General features: G+C 43.8%; 24 protein-coding genes. All 24 read left to right on the top strand.

The genetic code is table 11. From position 1 onward, the window contains the following. The first annotated feature begins 49 nt into the window (after positions 1-49). Positions 50-1,627 (top strand): SagB family peptide dehydrogenase, encoded by a 1,578-nt coding sequence (locus DQG23_RS32830; RefSeq protein WP_113035263.1) that lies wholly within the window; start codon positions 50-52, stop codon positions 1,625-1,627. Between the two features lie 312 nt (positions 1,628-1,939). Beyond that, positions 1,940-2,641, top strand: coding sequence for a response regulator transcription factor (locus DQG23_RS32825; protein ID WP_113035262.1), 702 nt, complete (start codon positions 1,940-1,942; stop codon positions 2,639-2,641). Further along, positions 2,638-3,624 (top strand): sensor histidine kinase, encoded by a 987-nt coding sequence (locus tag DQG23_RS32820; RefSeq protein WP_113035261.1) that lies wholly within the window; start codon positions 2,638-2,640, stop codon positions 3,622-3,624. The genes DQG23_RS32825 and DQG23_RS32820 overlap by 4 nt, the downstream gene beginning before the upstream one ends. Before the next feature lie 233 nt (positions 3,625-3,857). Further along, positions 3,858-4,628 carry an ABC transporter ATP-binding protein gene (locus DQG23_RS32815; RefSeq protein ID WP_113035337.1) on the top strand — a complete coding sequence of 257 codons (771 nt, stop codon included), beginning with the start codon at positions 3,858-3,860 and terminating at the stop codon, positions 4,626-4,628. After that, complete coding sequence (locus DQG23_RS32810) at positions 4,603-6,549, top strand: FtsX-like permease family protein (protein WP_113035260.1); 1,947 nt, start codon at positions 4,603-4,605, stop codon at positions 6,547-6,549. The genes DQG23_RS32815 and DQG23_RS32810 overlap by 26 nt, the downstream gene beginning before the upstream one ends. Positions 6,550-6,748: 199 nt before the next feature. After that, positions 6,749-7,279, top strand: a complete 531-nt coding sequence (locus DQG23_RS32805) for a dihydrofolate reductase family protein (RefSeq protein WP_113035259.1) — start codon at positions 6,749-6,751, stop codon at positions 7,277-7,279. 323 nt (positions 7,280-7,602) lie between these two features. After that, the gene (locus DQG23_RS32800) at positions 7,603-8,055 is read left to right on the top strand and encodes a VOC family protein (RefSeq protein WP_113035258.1); all 453 of its coding nucleotides are present in this window, start codon (positions 7,603-7,605) and stop codon (positions 8,053-8,055) included. A 156-nt stretch (positions 8,056-8,211) separates the two neighbouring features. After that, on the top strand, positions 8,212-8,688 hold the full coding sequence (locus DQG23_RS32795; RefSeq protein ID WP_113035257.1) for a hypothetical protein: 477 nt from the start codon (positions 8,212-8,214) through the stop codon (positions 8,686-8,688). A gap of 454 nt (positions 8,689-9,142) precedes the next feature. Continuing rightward, the gene (locus tag DQG23_RS32790; protein ID WP_113035256.1) at positions 9,143-9,730 is read left to right on the top strand and encodes a metallophosphoesterase family protein; all 588 of its coding nucleotides are present in this window, start codon (positions 9,143-9,145) and stop codon (positions 9,728-9,730) included. 369 nt (positions 9,731-10,099) lie between these two features. Continuing rightward, a complete protein-coding gene (locus tag DQG23_RS43530) occupies positions 10,100-10,630 on the top strand; it encodes a phosphotransferase enzyme family protein (protein WP_113035255.1) in 531 nt (176 codons plus the stop codon). 28 nt (positions 10,631-10,658) lie between these two features. Beyond that, the gene (locus tag DQG23_RS43525) at positions 10,659-11,171 is read left to right on the top strand and encodes a phosphotransferase (RefSeq protein ID WP_158560809.1); all 513 of its coding nucleotides are present in this window, start codon (positions 10,659-10,661) and stop codon (positions 11,169-11,171) included. Positions 11,172-11,739: 568 nt separating this feature from the next. Then, positions 11,740-11,916 carry a hypothetical protein gene (locus tag DQG23_RS42655; RefSeq protein ID WP_192894662.1) on the top strand — a complete coding sequence of 59 codons (177 nt, stop codon included), beginning with the start codon at positions 11,740-11,742 and terminating at the stop codon, positions 11,914-11,916. An 85-nt stretch (positions 11,917-12,001) separates the two neighbouring features. Further along, a complete protein-coding gene (locus DQG23_RS32775) occupies positions 12,002-12,526 on the top strand; it encodes a GNAT family N-acetyltransferase (protein ID WP_113035336.1) in 525 nt (174 codons plus the stop codon). A 75-nt stretch (positions 12,527-12,601) separates the two neighbouring features. After that, positions 12,602-12,979, top strand: a complete 378-nt coding sequence (locus DQG23_RS41945; RefSeq protein ID WP_146762426.1) for a hypothetical protein — start codon at positions 12,602-12,604, stop codon at positions 12,977-12,979. Positions 12,980-13,206: 227 nt separating this feature from the next. Beyond that, positions 13,207-13,830, top strand: a complete 624-nt coding sequence (locus tag DQG23_RS32770; protein ID WP_113035253.1) for a stalk domain-containing protein — start codon at positions 13,207-13,209, stop codon at positions 13,828-13,830. 535 nt (positions 13,831-14,365) lie between these two features. Further along, the gene (locus tag DQG23_RS32760; RefSeq protein ID WP_113035335.1) at positions 14,366-14,875 is read left to right on the top strand and encodes an SMI1/KNR4 family protein; all 510 of its coding nucleotides are present in this window, start codon (positions 14,366-14,368) and stop codon (positions 14,873-14,875) included. Positions 14,876-15,091: 216 nt separating this feature from the next. Then, positions 15,092-15,394, top strand: a complete 303-nt coding sequence (locus tag DQG23_RS32755; protein WP_113035251.1) for a hypothetical protein — start codon at positions 15,092-15,094, stop codon at positions 15,392-15,394. Positions 15,395-15,749: 355 nt separating this feature from the next. After that, entirely contained in the window at positions 15,750-16,505 is a 756-nt protein-coding gene (locus DQG23_RS32750; protein ID WP_113035250.1) for a hypothetical protein, read from the top strand. 372 nt (positions 16,506-16,877) lie between these two features. Then, the gene (locus tag DQG23_RS32745) at positions 16,878-17,885 is read left to right on the top strand and encodes a hypothetical protein (protein ID WP_113035249.1); all 1,008 of its coding nucleotides are present in this window, start codon (positions 16,878-16,880) and stop codon (positions 17,883-17,885) included. Between the two features lie 690 nt (positions 17,886-18,575). Beyond that, positions 18,576-19,139 carry a hypothetical protein gene (locus DQG23_RS43215; RefSeq protein WP_238178154.1) on the top strand — a complete coding sequence of 188 codons (564 nt, stop codon included), beginning with the start codon at positions 18,576-18,578 and terminating at the stop codon, positions 19,137-19,139. A gap of 14 nt (positions 19,140-19,153) precedes the next feature. Continuing rightward, positions 19,154-19,603 carry a hypothetical protein gene (locus DQG23_RS43210; protein WP_238178153.1) on the top strand — a complete coding sequence of 150 codons (450 nt, stop codon included), beginning with the start codon at positions 19,154-19,156 and terminating at the stop codon, positions 19,601-19,603. A gap of 68 nt (positions 19,604-19,671) precedes the next feature. Further along, positions 19,672-20,085 (top strand): immunity 22 family protein, encoded by a 414-nt coding sequence (locus tag DQG23_RS32735; RefSeq protein ID WP_113035248.1) that lies wholly within the window; start codon positions 19,672-19,674, stop codon positions 20,083-20,085. Between the two features lie 251 nt (positions 20,086-20,336). Beyond that, complete coding sequence (locus tag DQG23_RS32730) at positions 20,337-20,978, top strand: HAD family hydrolase (protein ID WP_113035334.1); 642 nt, start codon at positions 20,337-20,339, stop codon at positions 20,976-20,978. A 454-nt stretch (positions 20,979-21,432) separates the two neighbouring features. After that, a complete protein-coding gene (locus DQG23_RS32725; protein WP_113035247.1) occupies positions 21,433-21,825 on the top strand; it encodes a hypothetical protein in 393 nt (130 codons plus the stop codon). Positions 21,826-22,212: the final 387 nt, after the last annotated feature.

The following is a 22,212-nucleotide window of genomic DNA, read 5'->3' as shown; positions in this document are numbered from 1 at the left end:
TGTACATTAGATGCAGATATTGCATCGTATGTCCTCAGGAGGGAGAAGTATGAGTCTTGATAAATTCCTGAGCAATCTACATGCGGATACTGACAAGTCCAGACCGCCGGATTGGGAGATCGATTGGGAGGACGCGCCTCTGACCTATAAGCTCTATCGCAGCCTGCCGGTCGTACCTTTATCCTCGGAAGTACCGCTAACGCTTGAACGGCGTGAATCGCCCGCCAATACGGATTTGACGACAATCGGTCATTTACTCTGGCATGTATATGGCCTCGCCCAATTAAGCCAAAACTCTGCGGCTAAATCCGTAAACCTATCGGCGGGCCCGGTTCAAATGTACCGGCGTTTCATACCGTCAGGAGGGGGGTTATATCCCAACGAACTATATGTATATTTGAAGACGATGAATACCCCTTATGGGATTTACCATTATGATGCGGCGCATCATCGTTTGGTTTTGCTTCGTGAAGGAAATTTCGATTCCTATCTTGCCCGTACTCTCGGCAATCGTTGCGATATGTCACATTGTTTTTGCACTGTTTTTGTTTCGGTTATGTTCTGGAAAAATTTTTATAAATACAACGACTTTGCCTATCGACTTCAAGGATTGGATTCCGGAGTATTGATCGGGCAATTGCTTGAGGTGACGAAACGTTTCGGTTATGAATCCGGCGTATATTTTCAATATCTCGATCGGGCAGTTAATCATTTACTCGGGATATCTGAGAATGAGGAGAGCGTATATGCGGTGATTCCGCTTTCGATGGAGCCGGCGATAAATTGGTTTTATGGCGGGAATTATGGAAATGGGGAAGTTGCTGCGGTTGATCTATGCAGGGAGCTACCCGGCGTTCAGCATGAACATTTCATAAGGTCGAAAAAAGTTAAGGAATACCCGATGCTGGCCAAAATGAACGAAGAATCAATGCTGGATTCGACGGAACGGTTTCGCTATGACGTAACGGAGAATCACGTTGACAGCGGAATGCGGTCGGTATTTATGCCCCGTGTGGAGCGTTTGTCATATGATCTGGCATCGATTTGCCGAAATCGGTATTCGCCGGAGTCGGATTTTGTGTTAAGCAAGTTGAATGCGTCGACAGTGGCTTCGTTGTTACAAGAAGCGACGGCATCCTTCTATTATTACAATGATTTGAAGGGTCCTCACAAAAAGTCTGTGCCCCGTTTGTCCTTGTACTGTTGTATGTATAACGTTGAAGGAATTCCAGACGGCGCTTATCGTTATGACGGTGCAAGCCATAAGTTGCATCGAATACTTCCCGGAGATCATAGATTCAGGCTGCAAGAGGGGATGTCCCTGGACAACGTCAATTTGTTTCAAATACCGCTCTGCATGCATGTGGCTGGTGAGAAAGACTATTTCAAATCGGCTTTGGGGTACAGGGGATACCGTATTCAACAAATGGAAGCAGGGATGCTTGTACAACACTTACTCTTGGCAGCCTCCGCCATCGGAATGGGAGGGCGACCGTTGCTCGGATATAATCCAAGTTTTTGCGATGAGATTTACGATTTAGCTCATTATGGAAAAACCAGTCTCATCCAAATACCGATCGGTCACTATCGTAATCGTCCTCGCTTGGAAGGGGGCTTGCACAGCTAAGCATCATGGACGCCTCTCGCTACTTTAATAGAAACATTTTTGCATAAGAACGATTCAAACCCGCATAACACGCGGGTTTTTGATTTTATAGGGTCACATCATCTGTGGTGCCGCGAAGCGCGTCGTGGGTTGGGGGAATAGCGGGCAGTTTCGATAAATAAATGCTTAGTTTGTCCAACCTATCCTTTTCGACAAAACAATAGCTTCCAAAATCGTTAGCAGCGATTTGGAGGTTTATTTGCGTATATTTTGGTACAATTGCAAAGGAATCCATTCGTTTGCGCTTTCAAGTCGGAAACAGGAGCTGGTCTTATGTACAAAATATTCATAGTCGAGGATGATGCGAAAATCTCCAGCCTGCTGCACTCGTACATGTCCAAATATGGATTCGAAGCGAGGGAGGTAGCCGATTTCAATCATGTGCTGGAGGAGCTTCAGGAATATGGAGCCGATCTGGTACTGCTCGATATAAACCTGCCCAAGTACGACGGCTTCTACTGGTGCCGACAAATCCGTACGCATTCGCATTGCCCGATTATATTTATATCTGCCCGGGACAATGAGATGGATCAGGTGATGGCTCTTGAGAATGGGGCGGATGATTACATAACCAAGCCTTTTCATTATGAGGTCGTCATGGCCAAAATACGCAGCCATTTACGCAGAGCTTTCGGAGCTTACGCTTCAAGCCAGGAAGAGAAAAAGCTGGAGTCCGGCGAGCTAACCCTGTATCCCGAGCGCTACATCGTAAGCTACGAGGGCAATGGAGCCGAACTGACTGTGAAAGAAAGCCAGCTGCTGGAGGCGCTTATGCTGAAGCAGGGGAGAGCAGTAAGCAGAGAGAAGCTGCTGGATCTGATGTGGGAAGATCATCATTTTATCGATGACAACACCTTAAATGTGTACATTACAAGGCTGCGCAAAAAACTGAAGGAGCTTGGCTCTGAGGATCTGGTAGAAACGGTCCGGGGAGTGGGTTACAAGCTTGCAGTAAAGCGGGAGGACCTGCAATGAAGCTGTTCTGGAAGGAGCATGTGCCTCTGCTGCTGTTTTATTCGGTTCAGGTTGCATTAGTTCCTTTGCTTTATTGGCTTGCCGGAGAAGGGCGGCCTTTTGCGATCGTCTTATACGGCTTCCTGTTAAGCACGGTTGTACTTGCATTATATTTGATTTACCGCTACTACCAGCACCGGGAGCTGTATCGGCGCCTGGAACTGTCGCATGCTGCGCTGGAGGAGTTGCTACAGCCCATGGATGAGGCGCCGCTGTCCGATGCGGTACATGAGCTGCTGCACAGCTACCATCGGCATTTCAAGGACCAGTTGCAGCAGCAGCAAAGCGGAAACGAGCAGCATCTCGTTTTCATGAACCGCTGGGTGCATCAGATGAAAACGCCGATCTCCGTCATTCAACTGCTGCTGCAGGAGCTGGAGGAGCCGGCTGCCGACAGCGTCCAGGAGGAGCTGGACCGGTTGCGAAAAGGGCTGGAAATGGTTTTGTACACCGCCAGACTCGACCGGTTCGAGCATGATTTCTCGGTCGAAGCCGTGGAGCTGCGTCAGATCGTCAACGAGGTTGTAGCCGGGAACCGCAAGCTGTTTATCCGCAAGGGAATTACCCCATTGCTCCAAATCAGAGAGGGTTTGAAGGTGTATTCAGATGCGAAATGGCTGCGATTTTTGTTGGATCAAATTGTGGTTAATGCTTTGAACTACACCGTCGGGACAGGCAAAATGATTTCGATTTCAGCGGAAGAGCTGGGTAATTCGTGTAAACTGACCGTACAGGATCAAGGTATCGGGATTGAAAAGGAGGATTTGAACCGCGTATTTCATCCTTACTATACAGGGGAACGCGGGAGACAATATCACGAATCTACCGGAATGGGCTTGTATTTGGTTAAAGAGGTTTGCGGACGACTTGGACACGAGGTTGCGTTGCAATCAAAGCCGGGAGCAGGCACGACCATAACCCTGTTGTTTCAGCATCGCACATAGTTTGCCCAAACGGGCAGGAAAAGAAGTGCAGGAAGCTTTGATTTCCTGCACTTCTTTCCATGTCTATTTAGTAGAACGGAATGAATTTGAACAAGCTACCGAACGCAAAGGCGAACATAAACTTAACCGAGATGTAAGCTTTCATTAAGGTAAATCGATAGTTTCTACGCCGCCGATCAGGTAGATTTATAGAGAAAGAACCAATGATCCGTTTCTTGAAAGGAATGAATAGCATGAGTATTTTGCAAGTGAAGGCTCTTAATAAAGTATACCCGGGAAAAATTGCGACACATGCATTAACGGATATCCATCTGACCATCGAGCAAGGAGAGTTTGTAGGCATTATGGGACCGTCAGGCAGCGGAAAAACGACACTGCTTCATATGGTTTCCACGATTGATGAGCCCAGCTCCGGGGAGGTGCTGATTAACGGCAGCAATCCGTTTCAGCTAAGAAAGAAGGAATTGGCATTATTTCGTCGCCGGCAGCTTGGCTTTGTATTTCAGGATTTCAATCTATTGGACACCCTTACTGTCGCAGAAAATATTGTTCTTCCGCTGACACTGGACAACTATCGACTGTCGGAGATGGAAGAGAGGCTGAGGCAAATTGCCGAGCGTTTGAATATTACATCGATATTAAACAAACGGACGTATGATATATCTGGAGGGCAGCGCCAGCGGACTGCCATAGCCAGGGCGGTTATCGCTGCCCCATCGTTGCTGCTCGCTGACGAACCCACAGGAGCACTGGATTCAACCTCTTCGAAAGTTGTCATGGAATCGCTGGCCGACATCAATGAACGGCAGGGCACTACGCTGATGCTGGTCACTCATGATCCGCTTGCAGCCAGCTACTGCCATCGGATTGTGTTTATTAAAGACGGGTGTTTGGCTGCTGAAATTCACCGCGGGGAAAATCGTCAAACCTTTTTTCAGAAAATCATCGATACTTTGTCTTTCTGGGGAGGGAATATGAATGAATTTTCCTCAGTTCGCGTTTAATAATGTCAGGCGCAATGGCCGTGCTTACATGGCTTATTTGTTAAGCAGCGCCTTTATGGTGATGATTTTTTTTACGTTTGCCGTTTTCATCTATCATCCTGAAATCCGGCGGGCGCCGATGGGCGAATTGACGTTAATCAGCATGCAGGTAGCGGCGTACGTGGTGTTTATTTTTGCGATCTTTTTTGTGCTCTACTCGATCAGCGCTTTTTTGAAGTCCCGCAATAAGGAGTTTGGGATTTTAATGATGCTGGGCGCACAGCCAGGACAAATAAATAGCCTGATTTTTTTGGAAAATATGATCATCGGCACAGTTGCCATTGTCACCGGAATCGCCGGCGGGCTGCTGTTGTCCAAGCTGTTTTTGCTGTTCAGTACAAAAATGATCGATATTAACGAGCTGGCCTTTTATTGGCCAATGAAGGCAATTGTTCTGACGGCGAGCTGCTTTGTTGCTTTATTTATGGCGATATCGCTATTTACGCTGTTGTTTATTCGCAAAAACCGGGTGCTGGAGCTTTTGAAGGGCAGCAGCAGGCCGAAGCGGGAGCCGAATGCTTCGATTTGGCTTTCCATATTGGGCGCGATTTTGATGACTATTGGTTTTGTGGTCCTTGGCAAGGGCACTTTATCTCCGAAAGTTCTGATTATCGCCGCTTTTTCCGGCATTTCCAGTACCTATCTCTTTTACTCCCAGCTGTCGGTTCTCATCATTCGTTTGCTCAAACGAAATCGAAAGCGTGTATGGCGAAGCACTAATTTGCTGTGGATTTCCGAGATCAGCTATAAGCTGAAGGATAATGCCAGAATGCTGTTTCTGGTGACGGTTGTTACTTCGATAGCTTGCATAAGCGCAGGCTTCGTACTGGCCGTTGATCAAGACAATAAGCAGCAGTTTTTGAACAATAAATTTGCTTTCAGCTATGACGTAATTCAGCCGGAGCATATCGATGCGGAGCTGGCGACTATTGAGCAGTCCATGCAGGAAGCCGGCATCGCTTTTGAGCGGTATCGGATAGACACTATTGCCGCCGGGCTGCGGAATTATGCCCACGACCCAACAACTAGCAGCGACGTAGAGTTTGTTCGCGCAAGCCAGATTAGTGAACTGGCGACTTTGCTGGAGCTAGCGCCGTTGCAGCATCTGTCGGAGCAAACGGCTGTGGCGGTTTATCCGGGCTCAAATCGTTTGCCAAGGCAGCCATTAAAGCTTGAGGGAACCGAGTCCAGCATTACGATTGAGCAGGAAATCGGCATGCGTCAGATGGGAGGCGTTAGTCATGCAGGGGTTATGCTCATTGTGGAAGATGCATACTTTACCCAATTAACAGCTGATTTATCTAGCAGACAAAAGTATTTCTATCATGTACCTTCCTGGACACAGCTTCCCTCACAGCAAGATGAGCAATCCAAGATCGGCACAGAGCTGTACGCATGGAATCAGAAGCAAATGGATAAGAACCGGGGCAGCGTCCCAGACTGTCCAAATTGTGCTAATTATTTGACGGTTCGTTCCGATAAATACTGGAGCACGAAAAATACGACCTCAGTGTTCAGCTTTATCGGGATTTTTATCGCCTTGATCTTCTCGATTTCGACGGCAAGCTTTTTGTACTTCAAGCTTCATAATGAGCTATCCGCCGACAGCCGAACGTACCATGCACTTTCGAAGATCGGGCTGAGCAGCAGAGAAATGAGTGCAGCGGCTACGAAGCAAATTGCTTTTATCTTTTTTATTCCGATTCCGATATCCGCGATACAAACGCTTGTGGTTTTGAAGCCTGTACTGGGATATATGAAGATCTCATATGTCAATACGGCTACTTTTACAGTAGCACTGGCTTTTCTGGTCGCCCAGACCGTCTACTTTGTCATTGCGAGATCACGTTATGTGAAAGCTTTACAGAAGATGATGGTCTAACTGCTGCCAGACCTTTGACCGCATTGCGGAAATCTCCTATACCATCTATTCGGTCGGGGACATGACTGTGCACATTAGCAATCCATGAGAAACAGGGCAAGCTGTTGGATGATAAAATGTAGACATTAAGGAGGCTGCAAATGGAACGTATACTCCTGATGATGAATGTGAGAGAAAACCAGAGAGGAGAATCATTCGCATGGCAAAGATCGTTTTCGCATTGAACCAGTCTCTGGACGGGTTCGTTGACCACATGGCATTTCAGCCCGACCCCGTGGTATTCCGTCATTTCATCGACGACGTGCGCGGCCTGGCGGGCAGCCTGTACGGGCGCCGCATGTACGAGACCATGCGGTATTGGGACGAAGACCATTTGGAATGGGATGAGCCGGAACGGGAATACGCAGCGGCGTGGCAAAGCAAACCGAAGTGGGTGGTGTCGAGGACGTTAAAGTCCGTCGGTCCGAACGCTTCTCTGATCGAGGGCGACCTCGCAGCGGCCATACGTGGACTGAAGGCTCAGCATGAAGGGGTGATTGAAGTTTCCGGGCCGGAGTTGGCGCACAGTCTAACGGAGCTCGGTCTCGTTGATGAGTATCGACTCTATCTCCATCCAGTCGTGCTGGGTCACGGCAAGCCGTTCTTCGCCGGTCCGCGGCCGCCGCTGCGCCTCATGGCAAGCGATCGAATTGGCGAGCAGGTGATCAGGTTAACCTACGTTCCAGTTTAGTTGTGCGGTTGACCCAGCGGCCTAAAGGGCACATTACTGTAATAGGGATTCTCCGGCTATAGCGCAGTCAGAGAATCCCTTATTCTTTGAAATTTGTTCAGTTATGCGAAATATTTATGGGATTAACGATTATCCTAAAGGGTACGAGAGTGGGGGCTTACCGAGGGGAAAGCTCTTTTTCGTTCATTATTTCGTTTTAGACTTTTCTTTGTTAACATGAATTGTGACAAGATATCAATCGTTTGGAAGGAATTAGTAGTGCTTGATAGAATTAATATGAAAATGATCAGGTAATAAATTTGTACACATAAGGAGATAAAACTATGGCAACAAACAAATTACTAAGAATGGACAATGTTGGCATCGTTGTAGAATCCCTTGATGACGCAATCTCTTTCTTCGAGGAGATTGGCTTGAAGCTCGAAGGGCGGGCTACTGTCGAAGGTGAATGGGCGGGTCGCGTAACCGGGCTGGGTTCACAGTGTGTAGAGATTGCTATGATGGTTACCCCAGATGGCCACAGCCGACTTGAACTTTCGCGTTTTCTCACCCCACCAACTATATCAGATCACCGAACTGCTCCTGTAAATGCCCTCGGTTATCTACGCGTCATGTTCACCGTTGAAGACATTGACGAAATGGTATCCAGACTCACTAAGTATGGTGCTCAGCTCGTTGGCGAAGTGGTTCAGTACGAGGACTCGTATCGGCTCTGCTACATTCGCGGAAAAGAAGGACTTCTAATCGGTTTGGCGGAACAACTCGGTAATAAATAAGTGACGTTTAAAAGAAGACTAACGAGGTACGATAGCACTATGTTACAGGCTGCCTGTACAATCGGTAGCCTGTTCCGCTAAATGGGCAGATTACATTGACCCTTGAACAAAAAAACGGGATAATTATAACTAAAAAGCAGGAAGGAATAGGCAGTAATGACCCCTCTGGATTACATTGAATATTTGGGACACAGCAGCGTTTACCCTCCTTTGGTCGATCAGCTTTCGCGGGACAAGATAACTTGGCGGCCGACTGTGCGTAGGAATCTTGATACGACCTATTTTGTGAGTGAAGAGGGAGTAGTTCTCCACTTCGATATTGGCGCTGAAAGCAACGGTATCACCAAGAAAAGCGAGGGCGATTATATATTTGACGAATTAACAATGACGATCATGGAAGAAAATAAGAAACATGGAAAATATATCGGTCCGCTTCCCAATGGATTGTTACAAAGTGATTCAAGAGCCCAGATCGAAGCTAAGCTGGGTACACCCACGAGGAGAGCCGAGGAATTGGATAACTACTATTTGGATGGCCTCGTGTGGACAGCAGCCTTTGAAGGCGAAAGGTTTCAATTCCTGAAGTTGGCTGTTCCAACGAATGGAAAGCGAAAATATGGCCTCTGCCCATGATGCATTGCCGCTACCCTTTTTGTTGGCAGACAGTATAGTTAGTAACTATACAATAAAGTTGGTAACTGAGTTGTAAACTTAATCACTGCACCGTGCTCGCTCTTTCGAAGGGGGCGCGGCTTTTTTTGTATAATATACAAGAGAAATTGTAGGAAGTAGAGAGGGCGCTTAATTAAAATGGAGGCATTGGTCTAAATTTCCGTAAAAATGTATCCATGACTTTTAGGTACTATTAGTCCTCGAGCCTTCTCATAGAGTCGCTCAACTAACGGAGTACAAGAGCTCAATTTATACATGACGGCAGCCGGCCATAACGACCGGCTGCCGTTTCTCAACTAACGTACAGTTGAGTTCAATTATTTGTTAGTATATAGAACAATAACAATACAAGGCTTGCATAAGATGTTACATGAACTATCAATTAAGAAGATACGATTGAAGTCGGAGGGAAAAAATGAAACTGTTAGTTGTCTCTGATGAAGAATCGAAATATATTTGGGATTATTTTGACAAAAATAGATTTAAAGACATTGAAATTATTTTCTCATGCGGCGACTTGAAGCAAGAATATTTGTCTTTTCTAGTTAGTATGATAAATGCTCCGTTATACTACGTGCACGGTAATCACGATACAGATTACAGGGGAAATCCACCTGAAGGATGCGAAAGCATCGAAGATAAAGTTGTTTCTTACAAAGGGCTTCGTATCGCTGGTTTAGGCGGATGCTTCAAGTACGGCCCTGGAGATTTTCATTATACTGAGAAGCAAATGCGGTGGAGAATCCTTAAGTTGAAGCCAAAGATTTGGCTGCACAATGGGATCGATATATTGTTGACTCATGCACCCGTATATAAGCTTGGAGACGGTGATGACTACGTTCATAAAGGATTCGAATGCTTTATTAATTTCATGGAAGTGTATAAACCAAAGTATTTGTTTCACGGTCATCAGCACTTAAACTATGGGAGAAATGAAAGGATACATCGATATAATAACACCAAGATAATAAATGGGTTCGGATACTACATTGTAGAATTTTAGCCTTTCAGGTCGGGGCGCCCCTGATTATGAAGAACGTCGGCTTTTCAGCTTTGGGGTTTGTATTCGACATTTCACTGGACCAGAAACGGGAACGCTAGCATAATGAGAACAGGCTGCCGGCACAATCGGCAGCCTGTTCAGCTAAGGGCAGCATAGTTGAAGAAAGGAAAGTGGGCAGTCCTTCAAAGAAGAGCAGTTGTCTTGATCCACTGGTAGTTTACAATATGTGGAACAGGTGTTACATTACAAAACAAAGTCGCTCAGTTCTGACCGAATACCTTGTTGTCAGTATTCAACTATCGTTTCCCTTGGTAGTTAAGTATCCCCCACACGTAAACAGTATCGAATTTAACTTATTTGGAGGTTCGTATGAATCAAGAAATGAGATTGCGATTTACGTATGAAGTTCGCACAAAAGCAGCCGATCTTTACGATATAAGCACCGCAGGACTTAATTTACTTGGAAATAATCAAAGCTATGTCTATGGTTACGAAAAAGGTGGAAATGAATATATTTTACGCATTTCACATTCATCACATAGAAGCATTGAACAAATTGAGGCTGAATTAAATTGGATAGAATATTTGGCGGAAAATGGTGTCGCTGTTTCGCGTCCTGTACTCTCTTGTGTGGGGTCTCGTATTGAAACTTTGGAAATCAACCAGGATAAGTTTATAGTTGTTGCTTATAATAAAGCATCGGGAAATCCATGGAGCGATACCATTTCTCAAAACGAAGAGTTTAAGCTGTTGGGAAAGCTTGCGGGAAAAATGCATTCATTAACAAAAAGATACGAGCCACTGGCTACACAACCAAAGAGATTTTTATGGTATGACAATGATTATCTAAAAGCTTTTACTCATAATGTTCCTGCAATGAATCCTCTGTTTTGTCAATAATTTTCAAAAGTTAATAAAAAAAATACATTTGCTACCGAAATGTTTCGAGTCGTTCGGTTTAATTCATGGTGATTTCTGCTATGGAAACTATTCTGTAAAAGCAGATGGAACAATCACTGTATTTGATTTTGATGAGAGTCAATATGGTTGGTTTGTACAGGACATTTCAGTAAATCTATTTTATGGTATTGCAGTTCCTTCAGAAGATGAAAATGCAATTTCATTTACTCAACGTTACCTTACATATTTCCTTGAAGGGTACTCCGAAGAAAACTCAATAGAGTACAAATTATTATTAGAACAGTTGGGGATCTTTTTGGATCTTCGACAAGCGGTATTATATTCATCCCTACACAGAAATGGCGATATTAAAAACCTTGATCGCTGGTCAAAAACATTTCTCGAACGTTCTGAAAAAAACATGCTTCTCGAAGGTCCATTTATAGATATTGAAAAGCTCAAGCTTTGGATATTTGGTCGAAAAGTTAATATCAACTATACAAGAGCAGTCATTGAGCATATGGGTACAAGAGTAGAATAGATTCACCATGAAGGCAGCCGACCAGAATGACCGGCTGCTTTATTCACCTAACGGCAGAATTACTCGACGACATCGTCAAAGGAAAATAAATATTAGGTAGAGATAAAAAACATGGAAATCAAAAGTTCAAGGGGCATATTTTACAAAATGGTCCTGATCGTATTCTTAACTATCGCACTTTTTTATGGCATATTTTATGTCTTAACTGGCTACAAATTGGGAGTTTTTGAATCTAATGTTAAGGAATATCTACTTCATCAAAAAAATACTCAGAGAATGACATAACCTCTATTAAAGGTGTTCGATCTAAGGGCGGGGAGTGGGGAATCACGATCTTTGTTGAATTTAAGGACGAACCTTGTGAGATATATAGCTATAAAAGTCATGAAGGAAAAATAAAACATCGAATCAAAACGTGAGAATGAGACTAGAAAACACATTGACGAATAACAACCATGGTGTGAGCGTTAGCTAACGGGCAGTTTTGCGGAGTGAAACTCAAGACAGGAGATTCCTAATTATGGTAATATAGGTTGGGAAGAAGTTTACTGTTCTGGGGGCATTGAGTATGTCTGATGAGTTAAGTAAAGAAATATTGAATGAGCTAAAGAAAATTAATGAAAAACTTGATAACTTATATGAGCCCAAAGGATTATCGATTCCATTGAAGATTATTGCGTTATTTATTGGGTTCATGGTAATAGGTCCTATGGTTTTATTATTATTATCTCGTCTATTCCATTAGCAGGATACTGAAGTAACGGGTAGGATAGTTCCAATATGAGGTATTATCTATGGATGACGAGATCTACATAATGGAGGCCATAAAATTGTCCATTTTAAACTTTATATTTCCTGATATAGAGACAGACAGGCTGAAACTGGCCATTCTGACTTTAGACGACACTGATGCCGTCTTTAATCATTTCTCAGACGAGAATGTTACAAGATTTATGGATATAAGTCCATGTAAAGACAGAGAAGAAGCTAAAGAAATCATAAGATTTCACCTAGAAGATACAGGTTGCCGCTGGGGGATTTTTAGTAAGAGAAACGCTGAGTTTATAGGAACTTGTGGATTCCATTGCTGGTTTCAAGGAGAACAACCTAGAGCAGAAATAGGATTTGATTTAGCAAGAGGATATTGGGGAAAAGGAATTATGCAAGAAGCATTGAAGCCTGTTATAGATTTTGGCTTCAAACTGATGAAATTAGATTTAATTGAAGCTACTGTTGAGCAAAAAAACGACAGATCAATAAACTTACTTCATAAACTTAATTTTGATAGAGAAACAGAATTAAGAGATCAGTTGATATACTTTTTCTTACTGCGTGAGCGTTGGAGGATACACTAACGAGTCGTTATTGCAAACGCCAGGATTATGCAATTGGGAGCTCCAACAAAGTAAATTCGAAATGGTGGGTAACACGTGGAACAGAAGCATGTATTAAAGGCAAAAAGGGCTTTGATTACAACCTTAAATAAGCACTTCAAAAAGACCGACGAAACATTTACGAGTAAAATTGTTGATATACTTTATCAGGGTTCTCTTCTTGTCCCTCCAGTATTAGATGAAGAACCCCCTACTTCTCATGAAGAAGTGCAAGCTATCTCTCACTTTTGTCTTGGGGTTTCTGATGAATTGGTTTCTTTAATGAATCTGACCGTTTCAGCTGATAGAGACTTAACCAACTGGTATGTATTTAAAAAATCTTTAATGGATGATGAAGAAGCCTATGTAATGTATTATATTCTAGTCAAATGTTATTTAAGAATAAATAATCTTCATAGTGAATCACCCTCCTGAAGATTTACTGTTCAGTTATTAGCTGTACTTCACTAAAGGGCACAAGAGCTCAATACATGCATGACGGCGGCCGGGCTGAACGATCGGCTGCCGTTTCTCAACTAGCGAGCAGTTATGTGGAATACCTGCATGCAAGTATGTTTGAGGAAAATTATATACATGGTTAAATATACCACTTGTTTGCTCCGTCTATAAATTACAGTAGTAAACAAAGGGAGAGATAAATTTTGAAAAAGTTTGTTTTAGGTCTAATTTGCGGAGTTGGTTTGACAGCTACGACTGCTGTATATGCTTCAGACACTATTCAAGCATACTTGTTTCCTGCGAAATTCGAAATGAATGGACAAAACAAAGAAATCGGCAGTGAATATACGGTATTGAACTATAACGGTCATGCTTATGTACCAGTACGTTTTGTAGCAGAAAGTTTGGGTCTTGGAATAAGGTATATAGATATAGACGGTGTGATTTCGATAATGAATGAGCCCACAAACGTCGATGAAGTGGCAAAAAAGGTTTGGATGGTCCAATACCACATAACTAACGGAGTGGATGGAAAATATGTAAAAAGTCTTTTGGGAGAACCGAGTGTAGAACGAACTAATGATGATTCGCAACAAGCGGTTTGGAGATATGATATATCGCCTATTCAAGGATATCAATACGATGATTTAAACAAAATTGACGTTAAGGGTCTTGAACAAGGATATATTAAAGCTCAGCTTTTGGTTCTTTGGTCTAATGAAGACAAAGTTGCAAAAATCGAATTGTGGTACACAGATAAAGATAAGCATATTTTCACGTATTATCTAAATCAAAATGGTTCGACCGCTGGAGCTTTATACGAATAAATCGAAAAGAATCCTAATCAGTCGATCGTGCTTTATCATTACGCTAACGGGTACGATAGTGAAATGATGGAGTTGATGTAGAGTTGAATTTAAAATATATAGCTCACATTTTTCCAAAGTCAAACATAATGATGGCTGTAAAAAAGGCTGAGTAATTAAGCTAACGGGTACGTTAATAAAGAACCGAAAGCTGGTGGACAAATGAAAATAACCTACGAAATAAAAACACTTAAAGAATTTTATGAGCTGCCCATGATTTCAAAGATCGGAATTAGCTTGTTTCTTTTAAGCGGTCTTTGTTTCGGAGGAATAATAATATGTAAAATGTTCGATATTGAAATTTCTGGTTTTGTCAAAAATGATAGCCTTATATTCATGCCACTAATTGTTAGTTTTATCAGTTTATTTATTGCGATTTTATTTGATAAAAACAGAAAAAAAAGAGTTAAAATCGGACCGAAGCGCCCCTGATTAAGTTCTGGTGGATATTCAGCTAACGGGCACTAGTGCAATCCAAAGAGAGGAACGATGCAGCCTGAAGGACATAGAGGAATTACTACGACAGATAGCGAGCCTACCGAACTGCACTGTTGTTCCGCCAAATGGTTTGCCGCAAACGGATAAGTACAACCTCCCCACAGATCTAAAACGTTTTTATGGGCTATGTGGAGGCGTGAGGCTATTTGAAAACAAAGATTATCACTGTCAAATCGTCCAGTCTACAGAGTTCGTTTTTTCCAATCCAGTCATTGTGGGGGGATATATAGATGAGGATATATCTTCCCACTGGTTTATAGTTGGTCATGACGGAAATGGCGACTACATTTCTATTGATTTACATAATGAACGACTTGGGATATGTTACGATAGTTTTTGGGACCGACATGGAGTTGTAGGAGAATGTCCTATAATTGCTAAATCATTTACTGAGTTATTGAATCAATTGGTTCAAAATAACGGTGAACGGTGGTACTGGCTGAAAGAAGAGATTGAATCACTTGGAGATGCTTACGATTGTATTGATGAAAATAAATCGTTGCGCTAACGGGTACGGTTGTTCAATGACACCATCATGCAGATGCTAGATCGATCTTGGCAGCTGCATTAAGCTAAAGGGCAGTATAGTGCAACAAATCCGAATAATACACGTCTAAAATATTGGAAGATACTAGGATGGAATAAATATTAAACAATCTAGTTTATTCCAACTTCTCATAGTGTTGTTTCTAAATCTTATTAAGGAAAGAAGAGGAACAACCAAATGAACAAAGCAAAGAAAATAATGTTTTCCAGTGCGATTGCTACAGTTCTTGTCGTAGGTGTATCTGCGGCTGTTTATACTCAACACTCCAGTCCTGTTGCCCCTCAATATTCTGATCCTAGTGCCCCTGGTTATGTGAAAATATCCAGGACTGAGTACGAACGAATGTCTGATATTGTTATTGCAGTAAATAAAGGAGAACTTCCAGTTTCCGCTCTTAAAGATGCTGAGCCTCTATTAGAGCGTAGTCCAGAATCTATCACGAAAAAAACTCGGGCTGAATACAACGCATTAAAGAAATAAAACCTAGGCTTCTAAACAATCCGCATCTCCCAATTCATACAGGAGTCACTCGATACGCATGGATGATACCTGTTGAACATTCAACTAACGGATACGATAGCGTGGCGATGGAACCGATCCATCGCTTGTGAAAATGAAAAATAAGGATACTGCCGCCTTCTAGTTTGAAATCGTTTGGGCAAAAGACTTACCTCTATCTAATGATGCGGAAGAGATGCTTCTTGAGCAAAAAACGGGATGTTTTGAAGGTTGTAAAAGTACCGTCACGAAAGGTAGTCTATTGAACGATCGGGCAGAATAATCCAGTTATAAGTATAGATTACCCCATTACCACAATCTAAAAGGAGTTATATTATTGCGTTATGACATTGATATTGCTTGCACATTTTATCTGACACTTCACGAACAAAAACTTCGGATCAAGTCGTTTTTGATAGAGTATTTTGGCACAGTGCACTTTTCTCTTGTTGAGACAGGTTCATCTATAACAGCCGTACAAGAGGAAACCGTTTTATTCGAATGGGTAAATGCAGGCAGACCAGACCGAACAACTAAAGAATTGTTTCTTTTTGAGTGGACGGAGCAAGAGAGATGGAGTGGGCATTTCTTATTGAAATGTAGCTTTTTTAACCGTATGGAAGATAACAGCAGACAGAAACATTTCGAAAAAATCGTCTTGCAAATAAAAGAGCATATGGAGCATCCCGCTTTGACACTCTATATCACCCAAAAAGATAATCTCATCGATGTACGGCAATTTCATCGTCGTGGTGATGGGCATATCGGCTACGGCTTGTACCCTTATGCTGAAGATGAGAAGGGGCATTGGCGTGATAATTTGGGTGTCGGGTTATGGATATATCGCGAGGATTTTCATCTTTTATACGAAGGAATCAAGGAGGTATATCCACTTAAGGTGAAGGGATTTGAGAATTTTGATCATACCGGCATGAATTTCATTAACAAATCGGAATGGAAAGTGATCCTGAACCATTGGTCTATACTAGCAATCAGTAACCCATCCAGCGCTGAATTTATTGATTATGTAGGTCGATGGTTGGTAGCAACACTAAAGCATGTGGATGAAATTGCTATCGAAGGGAACTTGTAATTTGCTGATACAAATTATGACTGAAGGAAGTATTACAATAAAACGTGCATTATCGTAATATTCTGCTGTCCATCAAGTTAATAAAACAAGTCATAGCATTTATTGTGACAATCGCCCTCTGTCCTACCCGCCCCAACTGATGCGGGTGGTGGTAGTGGAGCAGGTTTATCGGGTGATTTGATTAATGGGGGGAACAGTGCGATAAGTGAGAGAATCCCTTTTTATGTTTCTGAAAGTAGGTCTTTCAAATGTATGCTAATGATTTTATCGGAGAAATTCTAGTAAATACAGAATCGCAGGTAGACGAAAACTCGTCCAACATGTATTTAATGGATCGAATTGTAGTTTGCTGCAAAATAAAGGGGGACAATCGTGATAAAGGATCGAGCGACATGGAATAAACAGACAAGTGAATGTAAGGAGCAGTTGTTGCGCGAGTTGAAAACACGTCTGCCTGCGGGCTTCACGTTTCTGAAAATGGAACGCTTCGAGCGGTTCGGCCTTGAGCTGGAAACGGGTATCTTTATGTATGAAGGCTGCGAGTTCGTATATGTGCCTGGTGACCGGGTCACACTCGGCTGGGGGCAATGGGCAGACGGACCGGATGAAGAGACGAAAGGAGAGTTCGAGAGCGGCCTGGAGGATTTGAACAGAGAGCCTGCGGAGTTGGAGCATTTGATACGTCAGCAAATGTCGCCTGTGCGAGTGGCTGACATCGGCCCGTTGATGATTGAGCGCCAAACTCGCCCTGTCGCCTGGTATGAGGTGGAACTAGCTGACTTGGATCCGGCAAAAGACGACGATGTGCTGGAGGCGATCGAACGCGTCAAGACCTCGAATTATGGCTTCTATGAGCAGCATCAGTCTTTTCGATTGGACAAAGAGGACGGGCGTATCCGCATCTGGTTGTTTGCTGACAGTCCCAGCCAGCAGGAGTGGGCGAAAGAGGAACTGCCTGATGGCTTCGATGTGTTAACAGAAGATGAATGGGAATATGTGTACGGCGGAGGTTGTCGAACGTTATTTCCTTGGGGCGATAGCTTTGACTATCGGATGAAGGTTAGGCACTTCGAAGAACTAGATCGGGAGCAGAAAGAGCAGGGCGAACCGGTAGTTAGCGATAGACCTTTCGATCTGGAGAAGTGTGGCGGCATGGGGCTAAAATTCCTTGGCGATCCGTACAAACAGGAGCTGACCGTATCGCCTGAAGGACTCGTGCGCGGCAAAGGCGGGGACGGTGGTTCGCTTATTTGCGGCGGTATGGGCGTCACATGGGGCTATTTTCCTGTCGCTACCTATTATCGCGACCCCTACGAGGATGGGTTGGAGTGGGAGGACCGTGCCGAATACTTGTATTATCGTCGCGTAGTTCATCTGTAATCAACCATGGAGAATGCCCGGCACAATAACCGCTTCGAAGGCAGCCGGCTCCGGGTCATTAAGCGAGTGCCTTCACTGTCTGAAAACGCTCACTAATGTTTGTTTGAAAAGAAATTATCTCGACAGGAATATCCAAGAGAACGTCCCTTCAACTTCGGGGGCGTTCTCTTTTCATATAGATACTTTTCAAGAAAGCCGATTCAGGCGCACTTGAGAAAAAAACGACTGTCGCGTGCCGAAGTGCCGAAGTCATGCAGATGCAGGGAGCGGTCCGTTACAAGCGGGGGATGTGAATGAGATTCGGATTAGAGAAGGGGGTGGGTTACCGCTTATTGTCATGAGGTACAAATGAAAGATAATTTGAGGGCAAGAATGGAGTACCTGGGTGGCGTATTTGAACAGATGCCGACAAAAGACGAGGTTGTGCGGAACTATCGCAGACGCCAAGACGGCAGATACCAGCAATGATCGCATCGATGGATTCTACCAGTTAGGTGCGTCGGGTGGCTCGTGACATTCCGCCTCCTATTGCGACTGAAACTGAACCGAATCGAATTCAGGTAGGCTATGCGAAGGAACTGAAGCATTTGGTGTTCTGGTGTTTTCCGGATATTGATGATTAAATGAAGAAATAGGCTCATGAAAAATAAGCTACGACGATCAAGAGTCAGAGCTTGGAGGTGACAGATGATGAGTAAACCTTGGCATGCTTCCATGCAAGGGACTCCCTGGAATGAAGAGAAGATGATCGCTGCGGTTGAACAGTTGCGACACCGGGCAACTGTCAGTTTCGCTGTCGGCGCGGATCTGATGGAGGATTTACTTGAACTCGATGCACGGGTGTTTGCCAAACGGCCGGATCTGATTTTGCACATATGGAATAGGGACGAGAAGGCTCGCTATACGGAGGAATTCCTGGGGACACTTGCTGCAATGAATCATGTAGCCGCACTGAGGCTGGATCTCCGTCAACCGCAGGACTTGACCAAGCTTGGCGAGATGAAGCAAATGGACTTCTTAAACGTGTACTCGTCGAAAAAAGCGCAAAGTCTGGATTTTATCCGCATGTACAATAAATTAACCTATCTTGAACTGCATGGCAAATTCGACGATTTGGCCCCTATAGCGGAATGCCCTCGTCTGAATACGCTTATGTTGAACTGCACGATTGACCGGTTGGATGTCGTAGCATATCTGCCGTTGATCAAGTATTTGTCTATCGATAGCTGCGAATTGAAGGATCGCTGGATGTAATAGCCGATTCGAACGTGAGAATGCTGGTTTTGTCCTCTGTACGCAATCTGACCGATATTCAAGCTATAGGACAAATGCGAAATTTGGAATTTCTGAGTTTGTCGCTTTCTAAGGTGGAACGTTTATGCGATTTCTCGAAGCTGGACAATCTCCGGCAACTAGAGTTGAGTTACATGAAGTCGCTGCGGGACATCGGAAATCTGTGGACCGCCAAGCGGCTTGAGGTTCTGAAGCTTAATGAGATCAATACGGCGATTAAGGTGGAAGCCTTTGCTCCCATGGGGGACATGGAGAGCCTTCGTCAGGTCGATTTTCGTTTTATCGATTTCAACAAGGGACGCATTGCGGCGATGATCGAACAACTGGAACGGGCAGGCAGGGGGCATCTTCTATATGAAAATATCCCGAAAGATCAACGGATACACTCCTTAGCGCTGGGGCATCTAGCCCCAATTTTTACGTGATGAGGTTTGCCTGATCGTCCGTCAGTTTCGGATGGAAAACGTTCAGAATAGTTTTGGAGGCGAGCGCAATGAGAAAAATCAACGATGGAACGCCAGACAAAATCTCGGTCTGGGCGGGAAACACCACCAAGAGCTTCGAGGGGTTTAGTGAATATTTCGAAGGTCTGGAAGACCCTGATTCGGACTGTGGCATTCATAGAGATTTTGGCTGCAAATTTATCGATACCGATTTCTTTGTCAGCTACATGACAGCGGAACGGAGAATCGTTCCGATCGAAGAGTTATGCACAGAGGTCGGCTGCAACAGTCTGGAAACCGAACGAGCGATCGTGGAAAGATGCCGCGAAATTGGTCTTCATGAGGGCAATGTCATCTGCTACTATGGGAATGCGACCTTCACCGAAAGCGATCCTGACTATCGGTACAACGATATGGTTTTTATCGGCACATTCGATGATCCGCGTAAACGTAAAACTCGTTAGGGGATCATGGGAAGGAAAGAAACTTGAAGAAGGAATTGCACCAGAGAGATCAAGTCATTTAGCATGTCGGACTCCACAGATTTGCGGGAACAGCATACCTATGCGATATATGTGAATGATGAACACACGGCGGAACACCTACATTTTCCCGTAAGTATAGTTGCGAATTGCAAGCCATGTTAGAAAATATGGTGGATCTCCAGCATGGTAAGGAGGGGAATGACCATAATATGCCAATGGAGAACGAAACAATGAAAAAGTACATACTCTTCGATCATGATGGCGTTCTGGTTGATACTGAATTCTGGTATTATAAAGCGGGAGAACGCGCTCTGGCTGACATTGGATTTACCTTGGATAAAGATCAATACCTCCGCGACATGACCCAGTCATTGGGCACTTGGGCCCAAGCTAGGGCGGCAGGTATTGATGAACAGACCATCAGCAAGCAGCGTGAGGTCCGCAACGTCTATTATCAGGAATATCTAAGAACAGAAGCCATAGAGATTGAAGGCGTAGTTGAAACTCTAACCGAACTGTCAAAGTACGTCCGCATGGCCATCGTGACGACTGCAAAACGTGCGGATTTTCAACTTATTCATGAAAAGCGCCAGATTAGACAATTCATGGAATTCGTCCTTGTTCGCGAAGACTACGAGCGTACCAAGCCGCACCCGGAACCATACTTGACCGGCTTAAAGCGCTTCGGAGCTACCAAAGTAGAGACCCTGGTTGTAGAGGATTCAAACAGAGGGTTAAACTCAGCCGTGGCGGCTGGTATCGACTGTGCTATTGTCCATAACGATTTCACAAAAACACATGACTTCTCACAGGCCAGCTATCGAATCAAGACTCTGATTGAACTAAAGGACATTATCCTGAACGTAACCTAAGAGAGCATTCGCCAGCTTGTCCCGTACTCACTTTAAAAGTGAAGAGCAGTGCGGGCGGCGAGGACTCGTGCCCGTGGAACGTTGAGCGTGGCTGCTGGCTTCCGGGTTGTATTAAAGTATGACCGTCCCGACTTCTCGCAGGATTCGTTAGACTATTTTTCGGAGGTTTGTGTATGAGTAAGATAAAGGTAGATGCGCCACCGCATATAGTGGTCCTAAAAAGCCGCGTAAATAGCGGCTTCTTGTGTTTATGGGATAAAGTTCTTGTCAAAACCAAATAACAAGAACATTATCTCATTCCTGTCAGGTCGCCTGAACGAAATAAGATGGGATATTATCACTTGTGTCTCTTGGGCAAGTTGATTGAACGAACGGACAGGATAGCGCAACCTTCCAACTGTTGGAAACGTAAATTAAGGTGAGGGGCAGATATAGAACTGATTGAGGTGATTTTTTGGTTAACAAGAGGAAATGGGGCATTTGGGTTGCAGTTTTATTGGTAATAGCGTTTTTTACTTCGATGTATTATTACGCTGAGCTGGGGAACAACTCTTATACAAGTGTTACAATGTTCATATATGTTGAGAAGAAAGAACATTATATTGGACCTGGGCACTTAAAAATGTGGGTAATTGGTTCAAACTCAAGTGACAGTAGTCAAAACAAATTAAAGTATAAAGTAATGATAAAGGACTCAAGGATATATAACCTTTTAGAGGAAGGTAAGGAATATTTCGTTACGCTTGAAGGGGTAAAAAAGAAAAATCAATCTGAGTATACTTACACCTTTGGTCAATTGGGTATTCCCGGTGGGACACAACTAACTGGCGAAGGAATAATTGAATAAAAAAGAGAGATTCAACTAACGGGTACGTTTGCAAGGCGCCGAGGCGACCTGCTCCTGATCGTTGAAGTAAGGGGCAGCATTCGTTAATACTTACATGTCAGGGGGAGGACTTGCTCGTCATCAGTTTTGTTGCAATGCACATTTCATATCGATACTTTCAGGTGAGGGCTATCTTCATAAGATTGAATGTAGTATGCCCGTTCACTATAATGAAAGGGGTAATTCCCATACTTTCTCAATTGCAGGAGGAATCCATTCATGGCACAAGAACGCTTTGATCTCGTGGTAAACTGCCGCCAGGAAATACAGGATATTAATAGAAGATGAACGAAAAAGAAGTTAAAAAACAACTTTCCGCAGCCAAAAAGTATAGAAATAACGGTGATT

Origin of the sequence: Paenibacillus contaminans, assembly GCF_003285015.1 — a bacterium.
Lineage (GTDB): Bacteria > Bacillota > Bacilli > Paenibacillales > NBRC-103111 > Paenibacillus_V > Paenibacillus_V contaminans.
This window is presented reverse-complemented; position numbering and strand designations above follow the sequence as displayed.

Coding starts and splice junctions, on each gene's coding strand:
- DQG23_RS32830 (WP_113035263.1), top strand. CDS start 50: ATGAGTCTTGATAAATTCCTGAGCAATCTACATGCGGATACTGACAAG.
- DQG23_RS32825 (WP_113035262.1), top strand. CDS start 1,940: ATGTACAAAATATTCATAGTCGAGGATGATGCGAAAATCTCCAGCCTG.
- DQG23_RS32820 (WP_113035261.1), top strand. CDS start 2,638: ATGAAGCTGTTCTGGAAGGAGCATGTGCCTCTGCTGCTGTTTTATTCG.
- DQG23_RS32815 (WP_113035337.1), top strand. CDS start 3,858: ATGAGTATTTTGCAAGTGAAGGCTCTTAATAAAGTATACCCGGGAAAA.
- DQG23_RS32810 (WP_113035260.1), top strand. CDS start 4,603: ATGAATTTTCCTCAGTTCGCGTTTAATAATGTCAGGCGCAATGGCCGT.
- DQG23_RS32805 (WP_113035259.1), top strand. CDS start 6,749: ATGGCAAAGATCGTTTTCGCATTGAACCAGTCTCTGGACGGGTTCGTT.
- DQG23_RS32800 (WP_113035258.1), top strand. CDS start 7,603: ATGGCAACAAACAAATTACTAAGAATGGACAATGTTGGCATCGTTGTA.
- DQG23_RS32795 (WP_113035257.1), top strand. CDS start 8,212: ATGACCCCTCTGGATTACATTGAATATTTGGGACACAGCAGCGTTTAC.
- DQG23_RS32790 (WP_113035256.1), top strand. CDS start 9,143: ATGAAACTGTTAGTTGTCTCTGATGAAGAATCGAAATATATTTGGGAT.
- DQG23_RS43530 (WP_113035255.1), top strand. CDS start 10,100: ATGAATCAAGAAATGAGATTGCGATTTACGTATGAAGTTCGCACAAAA.
- DQG23_RS42655 (WP_192894662.1), top strand. CDS start 11,740: ATGTCTGATGAGTTAAGTAAAGAAATATTGAATGAGCTAAAGAAAATT.
- DQG23_RS32755 (WP_113035251.1), top strand. CDS start 15,092: ATGAACAAAGCAAAGAAAATAATGTTTTCCAGTGCGATTGCTACAGTT.
- DQG23_RS43215 (WP_238178154.1), top strand. CDS start 18,576: ATGAGTAAACCTTGGCATGCTTCCATGCAAGGGACTCCCTGGAATGAA.
- DQG23_RS32735 (WP_113035248.1), top strand. CDS start 19,672: ATGAGAAAAATCAACGATGGAACGCCAGACAAAATCTCGGTCTGGGCG.
- DQG23_RS32730 (WP_113035334.1), top strand. CDS start 20,337: ATGAAAAAGTACATACTCTTCGATCATGATGGCGTTCTGGTTGATACT.